The sequence below is a fragment of the Promicromonospora sp. MEB111 genome (assembly GCF_030209445.1).
Lineage (GTDB): Bacteria > Actinomycetota > Actinomycetes > Actinomycetales > Cellulomonadaceae > Promicromonospora.
On record NZ_JARVSD010000014.1, the window covers coordinates 22,761 to 43,939 of the forward strand.

A 21,179-nucleotide genomic window follows, 5' to 3' on the forward strand; every position below is an offset into this window, starting at 1 on the left:
ATGCCCGAGCACGACGTCGACCCGGGGCGCTCCGCGTTCGACGACCTCGGACCGGACTCGCCGGAGACGCTGGAATGGCGCCGCGTGCACCCGATCACCCCGCTGGTGCGGGGCTGGGCGGTGGTCGGCGCGGCCGTCGTGATCCTGGGCCAGCAGAGCCTCGAGGGCGGGCCGCGCGGCGGCCTCCTCGCCCTGGTGTCCAGCGAGTACTGGTGGACGCTGCTCGCCGCCCTGGCGGCCGTGGCCCTCGTGGGCTGGGGCTACTCGGCGCTGGCCTGGCGGATGACGACGTTCGCCGTCGGCGCCGAGACCGTGCACCTGCGGCGCGGCATCCTGTTCCGGCAGCAGCGGCACGCGCGGCTGGACCGCCTGCAGTCGGTGGACATCCGGCAGCCGCTCGTGGCCCGGTTCTTCGGGCTCTGCGAGCTCACGCTCGAGACGGCGGGCGGCACGGACTCGGGCGTGGCCATCGGGTTCCTCAAGGGCGCCGACGCCGACGAGCTGCGCGCCGAGCTCCTCGCCCGCGCGGCGGGTCTCAAGGTGGGGGGCACACGGCAGGTGGCTGACGCCGCCCAGGCGCCGTCCGACGCGGTGATCGACGGCGCCGTCCCGGAGGGAACGGAGCAGGTCGCCGCAGCGCAGGACGCCGGGCAGTCGGTGCAGCCCGTGCGGGCCGCCAGCCTCGAGGCCCCCCAGGTGCCCGTCCTGACCGTGCCCCTGGGCCGGCTCATCGCGTCGGTGGTGCGCTCGGGGGCGATGATCACGCTGCTCCTGTGGGCGCTCGGCGTGGTGGTGGTCATGATCGTCACGGGCGAGTTCGCCGTCATCTCCGCCTCGCTGCCCGCCGTGCTGGGCGCGGGCGGTTACCTGTTCAACCGGCTGACCGGCGAGTTCGACTTCCGGGTGGCCATCTCGCCCGACGGTGTCCGCCTGCGGCACGGCATGCTCGAGACCCGCTCCCAGACCATCCCGCCCGGCCGCGTGCAGGCCGTCCGCCTGGTGCAGAGCCTGCTGTGGCGGGACCGCGACTGGTGGCGGGTCCAGGTGAACGTGGCCGGCTACGGCGGCGAGAGCGAGGAGAAGAACAGCGTGCTGCTCCCGGTCGGTACCCGTGAGGAGGCGCTGACCGTGCTCTCCCTCGTGCTGCCCGACCTCGGCGTCGACGAGCCGCGCCGCGTGCTGGACGCGGGCCTGGACGGCGACTCTCGCGCGGAGAGCGCCTACGTCACGGCGCCCCGGCGGACCCGCATACTGGACCCGGTGGCGTGGCGCCGCAACGGGTTCACCGTGACGGGCCGCGCGCTGCTGCTGCGCCGGGGCCGCGTGGTGAAGGTGCTGGACGTGGTGCCGCACGAGCGGACGCAGTCGCTGGCCGTGAGCCAGGGGCCGTGGCAGCGCCGGCTGGGCGTGGCGTCGTTCCAGGTGCACTCCACGGAGGGCCCGGTGCACCCCGAGGTGCCGCACCTCGAGGCCTCCGACGCGGCGCTGCTCATGACCGAGCAGGCCCGGCGCGCCCGTACGGCGCGTGCGGCGGCAGGGCCCGAACGATGGATGGAAAGACAGGGAGAGTGACCGGTGAGTGACCCCGACGAGGCGGGCCGCCGGCCCGGCCGGCTGGGCGTCGGTGTGGTGGGCGCGGGTCGTGTCGGCGCGGTGCTCGGCAACGCGCTGCGGGCCGCGGGACACGCGGTGGTCGGCGCGAGCGGCATCTCGGAGGACTCCCGGGAGCGCATCGAGACGCTCCTGCCCGGCGTCCCCAACCTGGAGGTGCCCGACGTCGTGGAGCGGGCCGAGCTGGTCCTGCTCGCGGTGCCCGACGACGCCCTGGGCCCCCTGGTGTCCGGCCTCGCCGACACCGGGGCCTGGCAGCCCGGACAGCTCGCGATCCACACGTCCGGCCGGTACGGGACCGCCGTCCTGGAGCCCGCCCGGCTGGGCGGCGCGATCCCGCTCGCGATCCACCCCGCGATGACGTTCACCGGGACCAGCCTGGACCTGGCGCGCCTGGAGGGCTGCACGTTCGCGGTGACCGCCCCCGCACCCGTGCTGCCCATCGGGCAGGCGCTCGTGGTCGAGATCGGCGGCGAGCCCGTGGTCGTGGACGAGCAGGCGCGCGGGCTCTACCACGCCGCCCTCGCGCACGGCGCGAACCACCTCGTGGTGCTCGTGGCGCAGGCCGCACAGGCGCTGGAGGCGGCCGGCGTCGAGCTGCCCGGCCGGGTGCTCGCACCGCTGCTGTCGGCAGCCCTGGAGCAGGCCACCCGGTCCGCGGACGCGCGCGACGGCGTCGGGCCGGGCGCGATCTCCGCGCTCACCGGACCGGTCTCCCGGGGCGACGTCGGCACCGTGCGCAGCCACCTGACCGAGCTCAGCGCGCTGGCCGCCGCCAGCGGCGCCACCGACATCCCCGACAGCTACACCGAGCTCGCCCGCGGGGCCACGCGCCGCGCGCTGGCGAGCCACCGCATCGGCGACACCGCCGCACAGGCCCTCCTGGACGCGCTCGACGGCGCCAGCGGGGAGTCGCACGCCGGAAGGAAGACATCATGACCACGACCCCGCCCTCCGCGGAACCCGCGCAGCGCACCCCGCTCGTGGTCCGCACCCGCCCCGAGCTCCAGGACGCGCAGATGCGCTGGGCCCTCACCGGTCCCGTGGAGGGCGCCGAGGCCGGGCCGGGGCAGCGCGCCGTCGTCATGACCATGGGCGCGCTGCACGAGGGCCACCTGGAGCTCGTGCGCCAGGCGCGCACGGAGGCCGGGCCGAACGGCCAGGTGGTGGTGACCATCTTCGTCAACCCGCTCCAGTTCGGGGCGGGCGAGGACCTCGACACGTACCCGCGCGACCTGGACGGCGACGTCGCCAAGCTGGCTGGCGTCGGGGCCGACGTCGTCTTCGCGCCCACGCCCGACGTCGTCTACCCGGACGGCGACCCCGTGGTGCGGGTGTCCGCCGGGCGGATCGGGGAGGTGCTGGAGGGCGCGTCCCGCCCCGGGCACCTGGACGGCGTGCTCACCGTGGTGCTCAAGCTGATGCACCTGGTGCGGCCGGACGTCGCGCTGTTCGGCGAGAAGGACGCCCAGCAGCTCCTGGCAGTGCGCCGCATGGTGCGCGACCTGGAGGTGCCCGTCGAGGTGGTGGGCGTGCCGACGGTGCGCGAGGCCGACGGGCTGGCCATGTCCTCGCGTAACGCGTACCTCGCGCCGGAGGAGCGCGAACGGGCCCTGGCGCTGTCGCGGGCGCTGCGGGCGGGGGCCGCCGCCGCGGACCGTGGGGCCCCGGGTGTGATCAACGACGCGCGCGAAGTGCTGGACGGCGCCGACGGCGTCGTGGTCGACTACCTGGCGCTCGTCGACCCGGTGACCGTGGACGCGGTCACCGACGACTTCTCCGGCCCCGCGCTGCTGCTCGTGGCCGCACGGGTGGGTTCCACCCGCCTGATCGACAACCAGGCCGTCGAGGTCTCGCCAGAGGTCCAGAGGTAACACCATGAGCACCACCGAGCACCGTCCGCCCGTCGCCCGCCCCGCCTCGCTGCAGCGGCCGATGATGATCTCCAAGATCCACCGGGCCACCGTGACGCAGGCGGACCTGCACTACGTCGGGTCCATCACCGTGGACGCCGACCTGCTCGACGCCGCCGACCTCGTGCCCGGCCAGCAGGTCGACGTGGTCGACGTGACCAACGGCGCCCGGCTGACCACCTACGTGATCCCCGGCGAGCCCGGCTCCGGCCAGATCTGCATCAACGGCGCGGCCGCCCACCTGGTGAGCCCGGGCGACGTCGTCATCCTCATCGGCTACGGCATGCTCTCGGACCACGACGCGCGCACGTTCCTGCCGCACGTCGTGTTCGTCGACGGGGACAACCGCATCGTCGAGATCAACGACGAGCCCGGGCACGTGCCCGACGGCTACGGGCTGGAGGAGAGCGGCCTGCCGATCGAGCCGTTCCAGCACGCGGGCCTGGTGCGCACGGCGTCGGGCCGCGCGTGAGCACCACGCCCGGACCGGGGCCGCGCCTGGCGCGGTCCCTCGCGGCCCCCGCGCCCGGCTGGACCGTCGAGGCTGACGCCATCGTCGTCGGCTCGGGGATCGCGGGCCTGACGGCGGCGCTGGAGCTGCGCACGCGCGTGCCGCGCGTGGTGCTCGTGACCAAGGGCGAGCTGTCCTCCGGCTCGACGGTCTGGGCGCAGGGCGGCATCGCCGCCGCGCTCGACCCGTCCGACTCGCCCGAGGCGCACCTGGCGGACACGCTCGCCGCCGGCGGCGGCCTGTCCGACCCCGAAGCCGTGCAGGTGCTGGTCACCGAGGGCCCGGCCCGCGTACGCGAGCTCGTCGCCCGGGGCGCCGTCTTCGACAAGGCCGCCGACGGCGACATCGCGCTCACCCGCGAGGGCGGCCACCACGCCGACCGCATCGCGCACGCCGGCGGCGACGCCACGGGCGCGGAGATCTCCCGCGCGCTGGTCGCGCAGATCGAGGCCGTCCGGCACGACCCGGGCATCGAGGTGGTTGAGAACGCGCTGGTGCTGGACGTGCTGACGACGGTCGCCGGGCGCGCCTGCGGCGTGACCCTGCACGTGCGGGGCACGGGCTCGCGCGACGGCGTCGGCGCCGTCCTGGCCCCCGCCGTCGTGCTGGCGACCGGCGGGATCGGGCAGGTGTTCCGGTCGTCCACCAACCCGGCGGGGGCGACGGGCGACGGGATCGCCGCCGCCCTCAGGGCGGGCGCGGTGCTGGGCGACCTGGAGTTCGTCCAGTTCCACCCGACGGTCCTGTGGCTCGGCTCGGGCGCCAAGGGGCAGCTCCCGCTCATCTCGGAGGCCGTGCGGGGCGAGGGCGCGCTGCTGCTCGACGTCAACGGGCACCGCTTCATGCCCGGCGTGCACGAGATGGCCGAGCTGGCGCCGCGGGACGTCGTCGCGCACGCGATCGTGCGGCAGATGGCCGCCACCGGCGCGGACAACGTGCTGCTCGACGCCCGCCACCTCGGCCGGGAGTTCCTGCGCACGCGGTTCCCCACGATCAACGCGCGGCTGCTGCAGGCCGGCATCGACTGGTCCGAGGAGCCGGTGCCCGTGGCGCCCGCCCAGCACTACCACTCCGGCGGCGTGGTGACCGACCTCGACGGGCGGTCCTCGGTGGACGGGCTGTACGCCGTCGGCGAGGTCGCGTGCACCGGCGTGCACGGGGCCAACCGGCTCGCGTCGAACTCGCTGCTGGAGGGCATCGTGTTCGCCTCGCGCGCGGCGCGCGACATCGTGGAGCGGTTCGACACCGGGGACCTGAAGCCGGGGGAGCCGGCTCCCCGGCCCGGCGGCTCCGCGCTGGTGGCGGCGGCCGCCCGGTCCCGGATCCAGAAGGTGACCTCGGCCGGCTCGGGCGTGATCCGGTCGGCCCGGTCCCTGGCGGAGGTCGACGAGCGGCTCGGCGCCGTGCGCGCCGACGCGCACCTGGCGGCCGACGTCGTGGCCGAGCCCCAGGCGGCGGAGTGGGAGACCACGAACGTGCACATGGTCGCCCGCGCCCTGACCCGGGCGGCGTGGCTGCGCGAGGAGACCCGCGGCGGGCACTACCGCACGGACTTCCCGCGGCCGGACGACGCCTGGCGGCGGCGGGTGCGGGTGCGGCTGGACGACGACGGGGTGCTGACGGTCACCTGACCTAGCATCAGGGCTCATGGGCTGGGAATTCTGGATCGACCGGGGCGGCACGTTCACCGACGTCGTCGCGCGCCACCCGGACGGCGCGCTGTCGACGCACAAGCTCCTCTCCGAGGACCCCGACCGGTACGCGGACGCCGCCGTGGCCGGCATCCAGCGGGTCCTCGCGGCGGCGGGGCAGCCCGGTACGGAGCCCGTCGACGCCGTCCGCATGGGCACCACCGTCGCCACGAACGCGCTGCTGGAGCGGGCCGGCGAGCCCACGGTCCTGGTCGTCACACGGGGCTTCGGTGACGCCCTGCGCATCGCGTACCAGAACCGTCCGCGCATCTTCGACCGCCACATCGTGCTGCCGGAGCCCCTCTACACGCGCGTCGTCGAGGTCGACGAACGGATCGACGCGCAGGGCACCGTCCTGCAAGCGCTCGACCTCGACGCCCTGCGGGCCGAGCTGGACCAGGCCTACCGGGACGGGTACCGCGCGGCGGCCGTCGTCTGCGTCCACTCGTACCTCTACCCGGACCACGAGCGGGCGGTCGCAGACGTGGCCACCCGCGCGGGCTTCACCCAGGTCAGCCGCTCGGCCGAGGTGAGCCCGCTGGTCAAGCTGGTGCCCCGCGGCGACACGACGGTGGTCGACGCGTACCTCTCGCCGGTGCTGCGCCGGTACGTCGACCGGGTCGCCGGCGACCTGACGGGTGTCCCGCTGCAGTTCATGCAGTCGAACGGTGGCCTGACGGAGGCGCACCGGTTCCGCGGCAAGGACGCGATCCTGTCCGGACCCGCGGGCGGCATCGTCGGCATGGTGCGGATGTCGGCGCTCGCGGGGTTCGATCACGTGATCGGGTTCGACATGGGCGGCACCTCGACCGACGTGTCGCACTACGCGGGCGAGCTGGAGCGCGTCTTCGACACCGACGTCGCCGGGGTGCGCGTGCGGGCCCCTATGCTCGACATCCACACCGTCGCGGCGGGCGGCGGGTCGATCCTGCACTTCGACGGCAGCCGGTACCGCGTGGGCCCCGACTCCGCGGGCGCCGTCCCGGGGCCCGCCTGCTATCGCGGGGGCGGCCCGCTGACCGTGACGGACGCGAACGTGCTGCTCGGCAGGATCCAGCCGACGCACTTCCCGTCGGTGTTCGGCCCGCAGGGCGACCAGCCCCTCGACGCGGACGTCGTGCGCCGGAAGTTCGCCGAGCTCACGGACGTCATCGGCGACGGCAGGTCGCCGGAGCAGGTGGCCGAGGGGTTCCTCGCCGTGGCTGTTGCGAACATGGCCGGCGCGGTCAAGAAGATCACCGTGCGCAAGGGACATGACGTCACCCGCTACGCCCTCACCTCCTTCGGCGGCGCGGGCGGGCAGCACGCCTGCGCGGTGGCCGACGCCCTGGGGATCGAGACGGTGCTCGTGCCCCCGATGGCCGGCGTGCTCTCGGCGCTGGGGATCGGCCTCGCCGACACCACGGTCATGCGTGAGCAGGCGGTCGAGACCCCGCTGGAGCCCGGGGCGCTGCCCCGGCTCGCCGAGGTCGCCGACGCGCTGGAGCACACCGCCCGTGCCGACCTGGCCGGGCAGGGCGTGCCGGCAACCGCGGAGGTCGTGGTCAACCGACGCGTCCACCTGCGGTACGACGGCACCGACACCACGGTGGTGGTGCGGTTCGGTGGCCTCGACGCGATGGTGGACCAGTTCGAGGCGGCGCATCGGACCATGTACTCGTTCCTGCTGGACCGGGCGCTCGTGGTCGAGGCGATCTCCGTGGAGTCAGTGGCACTCACGGCCCAGCCGGACCTCTCGGCGCCGGACCTCTCCGCGCCGGACGCCGGAACGGGCACCCCGGGCCTCGAACCGCCGGCCGAGACCGTGCGGGTGTTCGCCGGCGGGGCCTGGCACGACTGCCCCCTGTACCGGCGGGAGAGCCTGGCTCCCGGTCAGGTCGTCGCCGGGCCTGCGGTCCTCGTGGAGGAGAACGCGACCACGGTGGTCGAGCCGGGCTGGCGGGCCGAGGCGAGCACCACGGGCCACCTCGTGGTCCGCAGGTCCGAGCCGCGGGCACGCGACGAGGTGTCCGCCGTCGCCGACCCGGTGCTGCTGGAGATCTTCAACAGCCTCTTCATGTCGATCGCCGAGCAGATGGGTTCGCGCCTGGAGGCGACGGCCCAGTCGGTGAACATCAAGGAGCGCCTCGACTTCTCGTGCGCGCTGTTCGATCCCGACGGCAACCTGGTGGCCAACGCGCCGCACATCCCGGTGCACCTCGGCTCCATGGGCACCTCCGTGAAGGAGGTGATCGCCCGGCGCCGCGGGACGATGCGGCCGGGCGACACGTTCGCGGTCAACGACCCGTTCCACGGCGGCACCCACCTGCCGGACATCACCGTGATCACCCCGGTCTTCGCCGAGCCCGGAGGCGGTGGCGACGAGATCCTGTACTACGTGGCGTCCCGCGGCCACCACGCCGAGATCGGCGGGATCGCGCCGGGATCCATGCCCGCGAACAGCACGGACATCGATCAGGAGGGCGTGCTCCTCGACAACTGGCTGCTCGTCCAGGGTGGGCGGTTCCGCGAGGCCGAGACCAGGGACCTGCTAGCCTCGGCGCGCTGGCCCTCCCGGGGGATCGACACGAACCTCGCCGACCTGCGCGCCCAGGTGGCCGCGAACGCCAAGGGCGTCGAGGAGATCCACGCGATGGTGGCCCGGTACGGGCTCGACGTGGTCCAGGCCTACATGCGCCACGTCCAGGACAACGCGGCCGAGGCGGTGCGCCGCGTGATCGACACCCTGTCCGACGGTGAGCTCGAGTACACCACCGACAGCGGCGCGACCATCGCGGTGCGGGTCCGGGTCGACCGGGCCGCCCGGCGCGCCACCATCGACTTCACCGGCACGTCCGCCCAGCTCGCCACGAACTTCAACGCGCCGTCGTCCGTGGCGACCGCCGCCGTGCTGTACGTGTTCCGGACCCTGGTCGCGGACGACATCCCGCTCAACGACGGCTGCCTGCGGCCCCTGTCGATCGTGATCCCACCCGGCACCATGCTGTCCCCGCGGTACCCGGCCGCCGTGGTGGCCGGCAACGTCGAGACCAGCCAGGCGATCACGGGCGCGCTGTACGGCGCGCTCGGCGTCCAGGCCGAGGGCTCGGGGACGATGAACAACCTGACCTTCGGGGACGCGACGCGGCAGTACTACGAGACGATCGCCTCGGGCTCCGGGGCCGGGGACGGGTTCGACGGCGCCCCGGCCGTGCAGACGCACATGACCAACTCGCGGCTCACCGATCCCGAGGTGCTGGAGATGCGGTTCCCGGTGCTCGTGCGGGAGTTCTCGGTGCGCACGGGGTCCGGTGGGGAAGGGCGCTGGCACGGTGGCGACGGCGTCTTGCGGGCGCTGGAGTTCCGCGAGCCGATGAGTGCCAGCCTCCTGACCGGGCACCGGCGCGTGCCGCCCTACGGGATGGCCGGGGGCGCGCCCGGGGCGCTCGGCAGCAACAGCGTGCGGCGCGCCGACGGCGGCGTGGAGAGCCTCGCCGGCTGCGACCGCGTGGAGCTCGGCGCCGGGGACGTGCTGGTCATCGAGACCCCGGGCGGGGGCGGCTACGGCGAGCCGTAGGTGGTGTCAGCCGCGGACGCGTCGCCGGACCTCCGAGCCCAGCCGGGTCGCCAGCCTGCCCAGCGGCCGTGGCAGCACCGCCATGCGCTCCAGCAGGCGCGCGATCGCGGCGACGAGGAAGAGCCACGCGAGCACAGCCGGTGCGGTCACGAGCTGCGCGACGTCGGGCCAGCGCCAGACGAAGAGGATGAGGCCTGCCCCGGCCAGGACGACCCCCAGGGCGAGCGCCCAGGAGACGACCGTACCGATCACGATCACCGGGCCGAGCCGTGCCCGTCGCGCCCGTTCGGACTCGACGACGCCCATGAGCGCACGGTTCCTGGCGGCGAGCGATGCCGCGTGGCGGTGGTCGTCGGCCGGGCCGGTGTCCCCGTCCGGGACGTGGTCGAGTGCCGCCGCCGCGACGAGCGTGTCCAGCACCAGGGGCGCCACCGACTCCATCGCGGCGAGTGCCTGGCCGTAGCGGGCGGCCGCCCCCAGGTTCGCCTCCGAGGACACGACGTCGTGGTACTCGGCCCGCAGGCTCGCCACGGACCGGGCGATCGTCTGCAGATCGCCGGCGTCCCGGCCGACGGCAGCCGTGGCCAGCACCACGGTTGCCGTGCCCTCGTGGCTGAGCCAGACGTCGTCGTCGGCCGTGACCTGTCGTAGGGCGCCCACGAGCCGCGACACGGCGCCACGCAGAGCGGGCGCCGCGGAGTCGACGTCGAGCACGAGGACGAGGAAGCCCACCCAGTCGAGCAGGCGCAGGATGTCGGGTGCGCTCAGCCTCGACCGGTCCAGCCCGTCCAGCCCCTCGGCGAAAGCGCGCACGTCCGCACTGCCCGCGGCGACCTCGCACCCGAGGAGCAGCACCTCGGAGAGCGCGTCGCCGGGTGACAGGGCCCGGACGCGTGCCACGGCGTCGGAGGTGAGGCTGCTCCGGGCGTCGACGGCGCAGAGGATCTGGGCCGCGGCCAGCGCCGACGAGATCGTCATGCCCTCGTAGAACAGGGACGGGAGCCGGGCGTGCAGCTCCCGGTCCTGCCGCGGGTCCCACTGCTCGGTCCCGGTGGACGGGACCGTGCGGCAGTAGTAGCTGGCCGCGACCACGACGTTGCGGGTCGGGAACGGGTCGAGCGTCGGTCCACGGAGCAGGGACGCCGGGTCGGCCGCGAAGAAGTCGCGGGCCAGGACGTGCTGTCGCGCGCTTGCCCGGCCCGTGAAGAGCACGGTGCCGGCGTCGTCGGCTGCCTCCGTGGCGAGTACCAGCCCGCCGTTGCGCGTCGCCTCGATGAACCGGTGCGGATCCGCCGTCTCGGCCGTCGACACGACGTGCAGGTTGGGCCGGGCCCGCAACCAGGACTCCGCCGGGTCGTCCTGGCGTACCCGGTGCGCGTTGCGCAGGTGACCCAGCGTCGCGGCCAACGGCGTGTCCGTGCTCGACGGCCACACGACGACCTCGGGCGTGCCGGTGCACGCGTACTCGATGCAGTTGGCGAGCAGACCGACGGCGCCGTGCCAGTCCAGGGGCATCGCCGAGACGACTACACGCCAGGGGACGTGCTCGGCGGAGACGGCGAGCAGCGGCTCGCCCTCCGCGCTCCCGACGACGGTCACCAGCCCGGACAGCGCCGACGACGGGATCGAGAGCCACGACGTGAGGTCACCGAGCTGGCCGGAACTGCTCAGCTCGGCGTCCAGGTCGACGTGGAACGGGTAGCGGACGACCGGGCTGGCCGGCTCGGCGATCCGGGGCCGGGCCGGGGTGGCCCCCCGGCGGTCGAACGTCAGCGACGAGCCGTCCGGCGTCTCGAGGTGCAGGTCGGCGGCGGTGAACTGGTGCAGCAGGACGAGACCCCGGCCCTGGGCGAGGAACGCCGTGAGCTCCTCGGCGTGCTCGCGCACGGCGGCTCCGACGCGCCCGTCGGGGTGCCGCAGCGCGTTGGAGGCGAAGACCACCGCGTCGTACTGCGACCCGGTCAGCGTGGCCAGGAGCGGGCCGCACTCCGCGTCCCGCACGACGTCGACGGCGACCGGCTTGCCCGCGGCGGTGAGCCGGGCGCACGCGTCGACGACCGACCGACCGTCGTCCGCGTGGTACTGGCGGGTGGACTCCAGGCCGTCGACGAGCAGGGCGATGCGCACGCCGCTCAGGCTAGCCGTCGGCCGCCCTCCGGATACGGTGACCCGGTGAGCACCCTCCCCGTCTTCGCCACCCCCTCCACGGTCGCCCCCGGCCTCGACCCCGCGTGGGTCGCCCGGGTCGTCGAGATCGCCCTCGACGAGGACCTCGGCCCCGCCCCGGGCCGGGACGTGACCTCGCAGGCGACCATCCCGCCGTCGGGCACGGGGGTGGCCGAGCTCGTGGCACGCGAGGAGGGCGTGGTCGCGGGGCTCGTGGTGGTTCGGGAGGTCCTGGACCAGGTGGCGGCCCGGCTCGACCTCCCGGCCCCGGGCGTGGTCTTCCACGCGCAGGACGGCGACGCCGTGACCGCGGGCCAGGTGCTGGCGAGCCTGGAGGGCCGCACGCAGGTGCTGCTCGTGGCCGAGCGCACCCTGCTCAACCTGGCCAGCCGCGCGTCCGGCGTCGCGACGGCCACGCGCGCGTTCGCCCGGGAGCTCGCGGGCACGGGCGCCCAGGTGCTCGACACCCGCAAGACCACCCCCGGCCTGCGCGCCCTGCAGAAGTACGCCGTGCGCGCGGGCGGCGGCACCAACAAGCGCATGGGCCTGTACGACGTGGCCATGGTCAAGGACAACCACGTGGTCGCGGCCGGGTCGGTCGCCGCCGCGATCCGCGCCGTCCGCGAGATGTTCCCCGACGTCCAGATCCAGGTCGAGGCCGACACGACCGCGCAGGCGCTGGAGGCTCTGGCGTCGGGCGCGGACTTCCTGCTGCTGGACAACATGGAGCCCGGTCTCCTCGGCGAGACGGTCGCGGCCGTCCGGGAGCAGGAGGGGAAGGACGGCGTCCCGGCGCACGTCGAGCTCGAGGCGACGGGCAACCTGACGCTCGACAGGGCGCGGGAGGTCGCGGCCACGGGCGTGGACTTCCTGTCGGTGGGCGCGCTGACGCACAGCGCGCCCATCCTGGACCTGGCCCTGGACCTGCGCGCCTGATCCTTTTCGCGGCGAACGCGCGCAGGACGCGGCATATCCGCCGGGTTCGGTGTGTCCAACCGGGCGGATAAAGAGAACTCGGCGGGTGATGCGCACCGATAGAATCGCCTCCGTGACGACCGAGAACCCCGCTGCCGAGAACGCCGCGACCCCGCCGACCGACGACCTGCCCGAGCAGCTGCGGATCCGGCGCGAGAAGCGTGAGCGCCTCCTGGCGCAGGGCACCGAGGCGTACCCGGTCGGCGTTCCGGTCACCGACACGATCGAGGAGGTCCGCGAGAAGTACGGGCACCTCGAGGCGGGCCAGGAGACGGACGACGTCGTCGGCGTGGCCGGCCGCGTGGTGTTCGTCCGCATCGGCGGCAAGCTGTGCTTCGTCACGCTGCAGGACGGCGAGGGCAACCGCCTCCAGGGCATGCTGAGCCTGGCCGCGCTCGGCGAGGAGGCGCTGGCCGCCTTCAAGTCCGACGTCGACCTGGGCGACCACCTGTTCCTGCACGGCCGCGTCGGCGCGTCGCGCCGGGGCGAGCTGAGCGTCTTCGCCGACGAGTGGCGCATGGCGGCCAAGTCCCTGCGGCCCCTCCCGGTGCTGCACAAGGACCTGTCCGAGGAGGCGCGGGTCCGGCAGCGGTATGTCGACCTCATCGCGCGTCCGGCGGCCCGTGACATGGTGCGCCTGCGCTCCGGCGTGGTGCGTTCCCTGCGGGAGAACTTCTATCGCCGCAGCTTTCTCGAGGTCGAGACGCCGATGCTGCAGACCATTGCCTCCGGCGCCTCGGCGCGCCCTTTCTCGACGCACATGAATGCGTACGACCTGGAGCTCTTCCTGCGGATCGCGCCGGAGATCTTCCTGAAGAAGGCGGTCGTCGGCGGCGTCGAGAAGGTTTTCGAGATCAACCGCAACTTCCGTAACGAGGGCGCGGACTCGTCGCACTCGCCGGAGTTCGCGATGCTCGAGGCGTACGAGGCCTACGGCGATTACAACACCATCGGCGCGCTCACCCAGGACCTGGTGCAGACCGCGGCGCAGGACGTTCTCGGCACCACGCTCGTGACCCTTCCGGACGGCTCCGAGTACGAGCTGGGCGGGGAATGGGCAAATCTGCGGATGTACGACTCGCTCTCCGAAAGCCTGGGCGAGGAGATCACCGCCGCCACCTCCGTCGAGGAGCTCGAGAAGATCGCCGAGCGGCTCGATGTCGAGGTCGGCAACAAGAAGATCCTGAATCACGGAAAGCTCGTCGAGACGCTCTGGGAGCACCGGGTGGGCGACCACCTGACGGCACCGACGTTCGTCCGGGATTTCCCGGTCGAGACGTCGCCGCTCACGCGCGACCACCGCTCGGAAAAGGGCCAGGTCGAGAAGTGGGACCTGTACGTGCGCGGCTTCGAGCTGGCCACGGGCTATTCCGAGCTGGTCGACCCCGTGATCCAGCGCCAGCGCTTCGAGGCGCAGGCCAGGATGGCCGCGGCCGGCGACGACGAGGCCATGCTGCTCGACGAGGATTTCCTGACCGCGATGGAATTCGCGATGCCCCCTTCGGGCGGAATGGGCATGGGCATCGACCGTCTGCTCATGGCTCTGACGGGCCAGGGTATCCGGGAGACCATCCTTTTCCCGCTGGTGAAGCCGCAGGCCTGAGGATTTCGGCCGCGCAGACGAGTATGTGAGGATCTTGTGATGGATACGACGCTTGCGGTGCTCGCGGGGCTGACGCCCTCGGTCGGGGTCGGCCTGTTGTTCTGGTTTGCGATGCGAAAGATCCTCCGGGCGGACCGTCACGAGCGTGAGGCTCTCGAGCGAATGGATCGCGAGGGCATGACGGCGACGGCGGAAAACACCAGGAATTCCGCTTCGCACTGATCCGCGCGGGTGAGGTTATCCGTACCGGCCTTCGCGGATCAAATCCACGCACTTCACGAACCTGGGTGAATTTTTCGTGATCGGTGTCACATGCTCATTATTGACATGTCAATATTGAGTGCGGCATGCTCGCGAACTAACCCCGGAATTTGTGGCGCGGAAGGGAAGTACCCGTATGGTTCAGAAGGTTCAGCTTGTTCTCGAAGACGACATCGATGGCGGTGCCGCCGACGAGACCGTGAACTTCGGCCTCGACGGCGTCTCCTACGAGATCGACCTGAATGCCGAGCACGCGGCTCAGCTGCGTGATTCGCTCGCTTCGTGGGTCGGCCACGCTCGCAAGGTGAAGTCCGCCGTTGCGCGGACCGCCACCACGCGCCGGTCCCGTTCCGGAAGCGACACCGCTGCGGTGCGTGAATGGGCCAAGGCCAACGGCTACACGGTCAGCGACCGTGGGCGCATCTCGGCCGAGGTCCAGGACGCCTACGCGAAGGCGAACGGCTGACGCCGACGTACTCACGACGGCACATCGCGCCCCGGCACCCCTCGACGAGGGGCGGCCGGGGCGCCGTGCTTTCCCGGCCGGAGCACCCTGTGCACGTCATTAGGCTGCTCGCATGAGCAACCCCACCACCGCCCTGTGGATCGGCACCTATCCGAAGGCCGGGGCCGAGCCGGGCACCGGTGAGGGCGTCTGGCGCGCCGAGATCGACCCGGCCGGCCGGTTCGCGGGCGCCGTGCTCGCCGCGCCGGTCGCCTCGCCCTCGTTCCTCGCGCTCGACCCGTCGGGACGCACGCTCCTGGCGGTCGGCGAGACCGAGCCGGGCGCGCTCACGTCGTTCCACGTGTCCGACGGCGGCTCGCTCGCCCTCGCGGGCACGGTCGCCTCGGGCGGTACGAGCCCCTGCCACGTCGTCTCCACCGGCTCCGCGGCCTGGGTCGCGAACTACGGCGACGGCGTCGCCGCCGTGGTGCCCCTGGCCGACTCCGGTGTGCCGGGGGAAGCCCGCACCTTCCCGCACGAGGGGACGGGTCCGGTGACGGACCGGCAGGAGAGCTCGCACGCCCACTTCGTGCACCTGTGGGGCGACCGCGTGCTCGTGGCCGACCTCGGCACCGACGAGCTGCGCACCTACCCGCTGGACGGTTCCGGCCCGGCGGACGGCGAGATCGCCGCCGTCCTGCCGCCCGGTACGGGACCCCGCCACCTGGTCGAGCTGCCCGACGGCACGATCCTGCTCGCCGGCGAGCTGGACTGCCGCCTGCACGTGCTGGTCCCCGCGGGTCCGGGCCGGCTGGAGGACGTCGGCTCGGTGGCGATCACCGCCCGTACCCTGCCCGACGGCGCCCCCGGCTACCCCTCGCACATCACCGTCTCCGGCGACCTGGTGCACGTGGGCGTGCGGGGCCCGGACGTCCTGGCGGTGCTCCGGGTGCGTGCGGCGGACGCCGGCTCCGGGGCGGCGCAGGGCAGCGAGGCCGCCGTCGGCCACCTGACGATCGAGAACGTCGCCGACGTGGACCTCGGCGCGGGCGCCTGGCCGCGCCACCACGCGGTCCTGGCCGACGGCGAGGTCGTCGTCGTGGCCGCGCAGAACACGGACGAGCTCGTCGCGGTCCGGCTGGACCGCGCGTCGGGCCAGGGCGAGATCACCGACCGGCTGGAGCTGCCCGTGCCCGCGTGCGTCCTGGAGGCGTGATGCGCGACAGCCTGCCGCCCGGTCTCCCGGAGCCGGACGCCCCCCGTCCGCTCCGGATCGCGATGGTCTCGGTGCACACGTCACCGCTGGAGCAGCCGGGCACGGGCGACGCCGGCGGCATGAACGTGTACGTGCTGGAGCTGTCGAAGGCGCTGGCCCGCCGGGGCGCGCAGGTGGAGATCTACACCCGGGCGACGTCGTCGGCCCAGCCCAAGGTGACCGACGCCGAGCCCGGCGTCCGCGTGGTGCACGTGGCCGCCGGGCCGTACGAGGGCCTGGACAAGAACGACCTGCCGGGGCAGCTGTGCGCCTTCGCCGCGGGCGTGCTGCGCGCCGAGGCGCACCGCCCCGAGGGCTGGTACGACGTGCTGCACACCCACTACTGGCTGTCGGGCCAGGTGGGCTGGATCGCGGCGGAGCGCTGGGACGTGCCGCTGGTGCACACCATGCACACCATGGCGCGCGTGAAGAACGCCTCCCTCGCGCCCGGGGACGCCCCCGAGCCGCAGGGCCGGATCATCGGCGAGGAGCAGGTGGTCGCCGAGTCCGACGCCCTGGTCGCCAACACCGACCAGGAGGCCGCCGACCTGGTGCGCGACTACCAGGCAGACCCCGCCCTGGTCCGGGTGGTGCAGCCGGGCGTGGACCTCGGCGTGTTCGCACCACCGCACGCCGTCGACGACCCGGCCGCGTGCGCCCGGCAGCGGGCCGAGCTGCGCGAGCGGCTCACGCTGCCGACGGACCGCAAGATCGTGCTGTTCGCCGGCCGCGTGCAGCTGCTCAAGGGGCCGGACGTGCTGGTCCGGGCGCTGGGGGAGCGGGTCTGGTCGGAGGGCGACGGGCAGCCGCCGCTGCTCGTGGTGCTGGGCGGCGCGTCCGGGCGGCCCACGGCCGTCCGCGAGCTCGAGGCGCTCGCCTACCAGGAGGGCGTGGCCGCACACGTGCGGGTGCGGCCCCCGGTGCCGCAGGAGACGCTCGCCGACTACTTCCGCGCCGCCGACCTGGTGGCCGTGCCGTCGCACAGCGAGTCGTTCGGCCTGGTCGCGGCCGAGGCCCAGGCGTCGGGCACGCCGGTGGTCGCGGCGGCCGTGGGCGGTCTGCGCACGGTGGTCCAGGACGGCGTCTCCGGCGTCCTCGTGCCTGACCACGAGCCCGAGAGCTGGGCCCTGGTGCTCAAGAGCCTCCTGGACGACGACGAGCTGCGCGCGCGGCTGGCCGTCGGCGCCCGCGACTCGGCGACCCGGTTCGGCTGGGACCGCGCAGCCGACGAGATGCTGGACGTCTACGAGCAGGCCCGCAAGCATCACGTCGAGGCCCGCCGCGCCTGCGGCCGGGGTCCGTCCACGCTCTGAGACCACGGGACCGGCGGCATCATCGGCCCCGGAAAAGTGCGGCAGGATGGAGCCCATGACCTACACCCTCGTGCTGCTCCGCCACGGCGAGAGCGAGTGGAACGCGAAGAACTTGTTCACCGGCTGGGTGGATGTGGCCCTCTCCGAGAAGGGCGTCGAGGAGGCCAAGCGTGGTGGCGCGCTCCTCAAGGAGGCCGGGGTGAACCCCGACATCCTGCACACGTCGCTGCTGCGCCGCGCCATCATGACGGCGAACCTGGCGCTCGACGTCGCCGACCGGCACTGGATCCCGGTCAAGCGCAGCTGGCGCCTGAACGAGCGCCACTACGGCGCGCTGCAGGGCAAGGACAAGAAGCAGACGCTCGAGGAGTTCGGCGAGGAGCAGTTCATGCTCTGGCGCCGCTCGTACGACGTCCCGCCGCCGGAGATCGAGCTGGGCTCGGAGTTCAGCCAGGACGCGGACCCGCGCTACGCGGACGCCCCCGTCGTCCGCACGGAGGCGCTGAAGCTCGTGCTCGACCGCGCCCTGCCGTACTGGGAGAGCGAGATCGTCCCCGACCTCAAGGCCGGCAAGACCGTGCTGGTCGCCGCGCACGGCAACTCGCTGCGGGCCCTCGTCAAGCACCTCGACGGCGTCTCGGACGAGGCCATCGCCGGGCTGAACATCCCGACGGGCATCCCGCTGGTCTACGAGCTCGACGAGGAGACCCTCGCGCCCGTGAAGCCGGGCGGCACGTACCTGGACCCGGAGGCGGCGAAGGACGCGATCGCCGCGGTCGCCAACCAGGGCCGCTGACCCCCGCCGAAACCGCTGAGTGCTGGATGTTCGCCCTTCTGAGCCACTCAGAAGGGCGAACATCCAGCACTCAACGTCTGGGCGGGTGGGTCACTCGTCCGGGAAGTCGCCCGTGACCAGGAAGGTCACGCGGCGGGCGACCGACACGCCGTGGTCGCCGAACCGCTCGTAGTAGCGGCCCACCAGCGTCACGTCGACGGCCTCCTGCACGGTGCCCTGCCAGCCGGGCGCCAGGAGCGTGTTGAACGTCTCCTGGTGCAGCTCGTCGATGATGTCGTCGTCGCGCTCCAGCGCCTCGGCCACCGACAGGTCGCGCGTGGCGAGCAGCTTGGTGGTGCGCTGGGCCACCCGCACGGCGGCCTCGTGCATCTTCGCGAAGGTGTCCCGGGCCTCGGGGACGATCGCCTGGGCGGGGTAGCGCCCGCGTGCCACCTGGGCGACGTGGCGCGCCAGGTCGCCCATCCGCTCCAGCGAGGCGCTCATGCGCAGCGCGCTGACGACCACCCGCAGGTCGGTGGCGACCGGGGCCTGCTGCGCGAGCAGGTGCACGCACCGCTCGTCGAGCGAGTCCTCGATGGCGTCGATGGTCTTGTCGGAGGCGATCACCTCCTGCGCGAGCTGAAGGTCGGCCTCCAGCAGCGCCGTTCCGGCGCGGGTGATGGCGGACTCGACGAGCCTGCTCATCTCGGTCAGGTCGTCGCCGACCTGCTGGAGCTCGGCATCGAAGATCTGTCGCATCGGTTTCCTCTCGCACTCGGGGCGCGCGAACGGTTCGCGTCCGCTGTCGCGCCGCCGCGAGGCGGGCAGGGCCGACGCGCGGCCGGGCCGGCCGCCCGGACACGTCCCGGGACGGCGCACGGCACAGCTACCGCCCGCACCCACCTAGGTTCGACGGCGCGATGTACTGGGAGGTTAACGCTCTTCCTCCCTGACATGAACAGTAGGCGACGCGATCCTCCGACCGACCGCCCACGTCCGTCAGCGGTTGAAACGTCGACCTACCCTGGAGGCGTGGACGGAATCATCTCCGGGGTACCGGTGCTGGTCGCCGGAATTCTCGGCGTGATCGTCGGCGTGGTCGCCACCGTGGCGTTCCGCGTCTCCGAACGGCATCAGCACGCCCTGCCCCCGACCGAACCCGACGAGCTCGACGCGGGTCTCGTCCGCGTGCTCTCGGTGCTGCGCTCCGCGGCCGTCGTGCTCGACGGCGAGGACGAGGTGATCCGCGCGTCGCCCCCGGCCTACGCCCTCGGCGTGGTGCGCAACGACGCCCTGGTGCACGCCGCCATCACGGACCTGGTCGCCCTCGTGCGGCGCGACGGCGTGATCCGCGAGCAGGAGCTGGAGCTGCCCCGCGGCCCGGTGGGCCAGGGCACGGTGCTGCTGCAGGTACGCGTGGCGCCGCTCGGGCTGGACCGGGTGCTGGTGCTCGCCGAGGACCGTACGGAGGCCCGCCGGGTCGAGGCGATCCGCCGCGACTTCGTGGTCAACGTCTCCCACGAGCTGAAGACGCCGGTCGGTGCGCTGGCGCTGCTCGCCGAGACGGTGGCCGACGCCGCGGACGACCCCGTCGCCGTCCGGCGGTTCACCGAGCGCATGCAGCGCGAGGCCGTGCGGCTGTCCGCGCTGGTGCAGGAGATCATCGAGCTGTCCCGGCTGCAGGGGGCCGGCGCGGTGCCCAAGCTGACACCGGTCCCGATCCGCGAGGTCGTGGAGGAGGCGGTCGACCGGGCCCGCACCACCGCCCAGGCCAAGAACATCGCGATCACCATGGGCGGCGACCTGGACACCGAGGTGTACGGGGACCACAACCTCCTGGTCACCGCGGTCCGCAACCTGGTCGACAACGCCGTGGCCTACTCCGGGCAGGCCAGCCGGGTGGGCGTCGGGGTGAACGAGCGGGGCGGCCTGGTCGAGATCGCCGTGGTGGACCAGGGCGTCGGGATCGCCGAGGACGCGCAGGACCGAGTCTTCGAGCGCTTCTACCGGGTGGACCCGGCGCGCTCGCGCGACACCGGCGGGACCGGCCTGGGGCTCAGTATCGTCAAGCATGTCGCGGCCGACCACGGCGGCGACGTCCAGATGTGGTCCGAGCCCGGGCGGGGCTCGACCTTCACGCTGCGGATCCCGTCCGCGGACCGGCCCGGCGCAGGCCGGGTCACCCCGCCCTCCCTGGCGGACGTCGTCCGCGAGGGCGAGGAGCAGGACCCGAGCGAGCAGCAGGACCAGCACGACGAGCAGGACCAGCACAAGGCCGCGGACACCGCGGCCACGAAGAACGAGGAGGTAGGTGCGTGACGCGCATCCTGGTGGTCGAGGACGAGGAGTCGTACCGGGACCCGCTGACGTACCAGCTGACCCGCGAGGGGTTCGAGGTGATCGAGGCCGCCGACGGCAACTCGGCGCTCGCCGCGTACGACGCGGAGGGGGCGGACCTGGTGCTGCTCGACCTGATGCTGCCCGGGCTGTCGGGCACGGAGGTGTGCCGGGAGCTGCGGGCCCGCGGTGACGTGCCGGTCATCATGCTGACCGCGAAGGACTCCGAGATCGACAAGGTGGTGGGCCTGGAGCTCGGCGCCGACGACTACGTGACCAAGCCCTACTCCTACCGGGAGCTGCTGGCCCGAGTGCGGGCCGTGCTGCGGCGCCGGCAGCCCACCGACTCCACGGAGCAGGACGAGGACGGCGTGCTGGAGGTGGGGCCGGTGCGGATGGACGTGGAGCGGCACACCGTGGCCGTCTCCGGGGAGAGCGTGGCCCTGCCGCTCAAGGAGTTCGACCTGCTCGAGCTGCTGATGCGCAACGCCGGCCGGGTGCTGACCCGCGGCCAGCTCATCGACCGCGTCTGGGGCGCCGACTACGTGGGCGACACCAAGACGCTCGACGTCCACGTGAAGCGCATCCGCTCGAAGATCGAGCCCGACCCCGGCACGCCGAAGTACCTGCTCACGGTGCGTGGCCTGGGCTACAAGCTGGCCGACGACGAGGGGTGACCCCCGCTGAGGTGCGCCCCGGACGTGGCGCACCTCACGGGTGAAACGTGAACGCTGGTCACCCTCCGTTCACCCGGCGTTTGCTCGCGG

At 73.4% G+C, this 21,179-nt stretch carries 17 protein-coding genes; 15 read left to right on the plus strand and 2 right to left on the minus strand.

The window, feature by feature from the left end; all coding sequences use genetic code 11:
* From QRN56_RS17405 to QRN56_RS17430, 6 genes are read left to right on the plus strand one after another with little or no spacing between them, the layout of a single operon-like run.
* Positions 1–1,572, plus strand: coding sequence for a PH domain-containing protein (locus tag QRN56_RS17405; RefSeq protein WP_285105353.1), 1,572 nt, complete (start codon positions 1–3; stop codon positions 1,570–1,572).
* Between the two features lie 3 nt (positions 1,573–1,575).
* Entirely contained in the window at positions 1,576–2,550 is a 975-nt protein-coding gene (locus QRN56_RS17410; protein WP_285105355.1) for a Rossmann-like and DUF2520 domain-containing protein, read from the plus strand.
* Positions 2,547–3,485, plus strand: coding sequence for a pantoate--beta-alanine ligase (panC, locus tag QRN56_RS17415; protein ID WP_285105357.1), 939 nt, complete (start codon positions 2,547–2,549; stop codon positions 3,483–3,485). Before QRN56_RS17410 ends, panC begins: the two co-directional genes overlap by 4 nt.
* A 4-nt stretch (positions 3,486–3,489) precedes the next feature.
* On the plus strand, positions 3,490–3,996 hold the full coding sequence (gene panD / locus QRN56_RS17420; RefSeq protein ID WP_142040562.1) for an aspartate 1-decarboxylase: 507 nt from the start codon (positions 3,490–3,492) through the stop codon (positions 3,994–3,996).
* Positions 3,993–5,666, plus strand: coding sequence for an L-aspartate oxidase (locus tag QRN56_RS17425; protein ID WP_285105358.1), 1,674 nt, complete (start codon positions 3,993–3,995; stop codon positions 5,664–5,666). Before panD ends, QRN56_RS17425 begins: the two co-directional genes overlap by 4 nt.
* A gap of 16 nt (positions 5,667–5,682) precedes the next feature.
* Complete coding sequence (locus QRN56_RS17430) at positions 5,683–9,282, plus strand: hydantoinase B/oxoprolinase family protein (protein WP_285105360.1); 3,600 nt, start codon at positions 5,683–5,685, stop codon at positions 9,280–9,282.
* Between the two features lie 6 nt (positions 9,283–9,288).
* Here QRN56_RS17430 and QRN56_RS17435 read toward each other — a convergent pair whose 3' ends face one another.
* Positions 9,289–11,409 carry a hypothetical protein gene (locus QRN56_RS17435; RefSeq protein WP_285105362.1) on the minus strand — a complete coding sequence of 707 codons (2,121 nt, stop codon included), beginning with the start codon at positions 11,407–11,409 and terminating at the stop codon, positions 9,289–9,291.
* 45 nt (positions 11,410–11,454) lie between these two features.
* Between QRN56_RS17435 and nadC the strand changes: the two genes are divergently transcribed.
* The 7 genes from nadC to QRN56_RS17470 all read left to right on the plus strand — a co-directional run bounded on the left by nadC (position 11,455) and on the right by QRN56_RS17470 (position 18,096).
* Positions 11,455–12,384, plus strand: coding sequence for a carboxylating nicotinate-nucleotide diphosphorylase (gene nadC, locus QRN56_RS17440; protein WP_285105364.1), 930 nt, complete (start codon positions 11,455–11,457; stop codon positions 12,382–12,384).
* Between the two features lie 88 nt (positions 12,385–12,472).
* Entirely contained in the window at positions 12,473–14,026 is a 1,554-nt protein-coding gene (gene lysS / locus QRN56_RS17445; protein ID WP_502928816.1) for a lysine--tRNA ligase, read from the plus strand.
* A gap of 39 nt (positions 14,027–14,065) precedes the next feature.
* Entirely contained in the window at positions 14,066–14,248 is a 183-nt protein-coding gene (locus QRN56_RS17450; protein ID WP_285105366.1) for a hypothetical protein, read from the plus strand.
* Between the two features lie 175 nt (positions 14,249–14,423).
* Positions 14,424–14,753 (plus strand): histone-like nucleoid-structuring protein Lsr2, encoded by a 330-nt coding sequence (locus QRN56_RS17455; RefSeq protein ID WP_285105368.1) that lies wholly within the window; start codon positions 14,424–14,426, stop codon positions 14,751–14,753.
* A 112-nt stretch (positions 14,754–14,865) separates the two neighbouring features.
* On the plus strand, positions 14,866–15,948 hold the full coding sequence (locus tag QRN56_RS17460; RefSeq protein WP_285105370.1) for a lactonase family protein: 1,083 nt from the start codon (positions 14,866–14,868) through the stop codon (positions 15,946–15,948).
* Complete coding sequence (gene mshA, locus QRN56_RS17465; protein ID WP_285105371.1) at positions 15,948–17,300, plus strand: D-inositol-3-phosphate glycosyltransferase; 1,353 nt, start codon at positions 15,948–15,950, stop codon at positions 17,298–17,300. Before QRN56_RS17460 ends, mshA begins: the two co-directional genes overlap by 1 nt.
* 55 nt (positions 17,301–17,355) lie before the next feature.
* Positions 17,356–18,096, plus strand: coding sequence for a phosphoglyceromutase (locus tag QRN56_RS17470; RefSeq protein ID WP_285105373.1), 741 nt, complete (start codon positions 17,356–17,358; stop codon positions 18,094–18,096).
* A 90-nt stretch (positions 18,097–18,186) separates the two neighbouring features.
* Here QRN56_RS17470 and phoU read toward each other — a convergent pair whose 3' ends face one another.
* Complete coding sequence (gene phoU / locus QRN56_RS17475; RefSeq protein ID WP_285105375.1) at positions 18,187–18,834, minus strand: phosphate signaling complex protein PhoU; 648 nt, start codon at positions 18,832–18,834, stop codon at positions 18,187–18,189.
* Between the two features lie 273 nt (positions 18,835–19,107).
* On the opposite strand from phoU, the gene QRN56_RS17480 reads away from it, so the two are divergent.
* Positions 19,108–20,394 carry a sensor histidine kinase gene (locus QRN56_RS17480; protein WP_285105377.1) on the plus strand — a complete coding sequence of 429 codons (1,287 nt, stop codon included), beginning with the start codon at positions 19,108–19,110 and terminating at the stop codon, positions 20,392–20,394.
* On the plus strand, positions 20,391–21,089 hold the full coding sequence (locus QRN56_RS17485; RefSeq protein ID WP_285105379.1) for a response regulator transcription factor: 699 nt from the start codon (positions 20,391–20,393) through the stop codon (positions 21,087–21,089). Before QRN56_RS17480 ends, QRN56_RS17485 begins: the two co-directional genes overlap by 4 nt.
* Positions 21,090–21,179: the final 90 nt, after the last annotated feature.